This window comes from Streptomyces sp. NPDC060027 (genome assembly GCF_042737005.1).
In the GTDB taxonomy this organism is placed as follows: Bacteria; Actinomycetota; Actinomycetes; order Streptomycetales; family Streptomycetaceae; genus Streptomyces.
Genome location: NZ_JBHWVI010000450.1, coordinates 1 through 1,593, shown reverse-complemented (window position 1 = coordinate 1,593; position 1,593 = coordinate 1). Strand labels below are relative to the sequence as shown.

Genomic DNA, 1,593 nt, shown 5'->3' with positions numbered 1-1,593 from the left:
GCCCTCAAGGGGTGCGGGCCCACCGGCGTCAGGTCGAGCGGTGGCTCAGCCCGCGAGGATCTCGCGCGCGAGCTTCGCCGTCTCGGTCGGCGTCTTGCCGACCTTGACGCCCGCGGCCTCGAGGGCCTCCTTCTTCGCGGCGGCCGTGCCGGAGGAGCCGGAGACGATGGCGCCGGCGTGGCCCATGGTCTTGCCCTCGGGCGCGGTGAAGCCGGCGACGTAGCCGACCACCGGCTTCGTCACGTTCTTCGCGATGAAGTCCGCCGCACGCTCCTCGGCGTCGCCGCCGATCTCGCCGATCATGACGATCAGGTCGGTGTCGGGGTCGGCCTCGAACGCGGCGAGCGCGTCGATGTGCGTCGTACCGATGACCGGGTCGCCACCGATGCCGACGGCGGACGAGAAGCCGATGTCACGGAGCTCGTACATCATCTGGTACGTCAGCGTGCCGGACTTCGAGACCAGGCCGATGCGGCCCGGCTTCGTGATGTCGCCCGGGATGATGCCGGCGTTGGACTGGCCCGGGGTGATGAGACCGGGGCAGTTCGGGCCGATGATGCGGGTCTTGTTGCCCTTCGACTTCGCGTACGCCCAGAAGGCGGCGGAGTCGTGGACGGCGATGCCCTCGGTGATGACGACCGCGAGGGGGATCTCCGCGTCGATCGCCTCGACGACGGCGGCCTTGGCGAAGGCCGGCGGCACGAAGAGGACGGACACGTTGGCGCCGGTCTTCTCCATGGCCTCGGCGACCGTGCCGAAGACGGGGATCTCGTTGCCGTCGATGTCGACGGAGGTGCCCGCCTTGCGCGGGTTCACGCCACCGACGATGTTCGTCCCGTCCGCGAGCATGAGCTTGGTGTGCTTCATACCCGTGGCACCGGTCATGCCCTGGACGATGACCTTGCTGTCCTTGTTGAGGAAGATAGCCATGGCTGTTTAGTCCCTCGTCCCTTACTTCGCAGCCGCGAGCTCGGCGGCCTTGTCGGCCGCGCCGTCCATGGTGTCCACGCGCTGGACCAGCGGGTGGTTGGCGTCCGACAGGATCTTGCGACCCAGCTCGGCGTTGTTGCCGTCGAGACGCACGACCAGCGGCTTGGTGACTGCCTCGCCCTTGTCGGCGAGCAGCTGGAGCGCCTGGACGATGCCGTTGGCGACCTCGTCGCAGGCGGTGATGCCGCCGAAGACGTTGACGAAGACGGACTTGACGTCCGGGTCGCCGAGGATGATCTCCAGGCCGTTCGCCATGACCGCGGCGGAGGCGCCGCCGCCGATGTCGAGGAAGTTGGCGGGCTTGACGCCACCGTGGTTCTCACCGGCGTACGCGACGACGTCGAGGGTGCTCATGACGAGACCCGCGCCGTTGCCGATGATGCCGACCTCACCGTCGAGCTTGACGTAGTTGAGGTTCTTGGCCTTGGCGGCGGCCTCGAGCGGGTTGGCCGCGGCGTGGTCGACGAGCGCCTCGTGGTCCGGCTGACGGAACTCGGCGTTCTCGTCCAGCGACACCTTGCCGTCAAGGGCGATGACCTTGCCGGAGGCGACCTTGGCGAGCGGGTTCACCTCGACGAGGAGGGCGTCCTCCTTGATGAAGGC

At 68.4% G+C, this 1,593-nt stretch carries 1 protein-coding gene and 1 pseudogene; both read right to left on the bottom strand.

Features of this window, described 5'->3' with window-relative positions; genetic code table 11:
- Positions 1-45 precede the first annotated feature (45 nt).
- Positions 46-930, bottom strand: coding sequence for a succinate--CoA ligase subunit alpha (gene sucD / locus ACFWBT_RS42925; RefSeq protein ID WP_261705930.1), 885 nt, complete (start codon positions 928-930; stop codon positions 46-48).
- Positions 931-951: 21 nt separating this feature from the next.
- A pseudogene (locus ACFWBT_RS42920) lies at positions 952-1,593 on the bottom strand (succinate--CoA ligase subunit beta); the annotation flags it as partial.

Excerpts from the sequence above, each read along its gene's own strand:
- sucD (WP_261705930.1), bottom strand. The coding sequence starts at position 930 with ATGGCTATCTTCCTCAACAAGGACAGCAAGGTCATCGTCCAGGGCATG.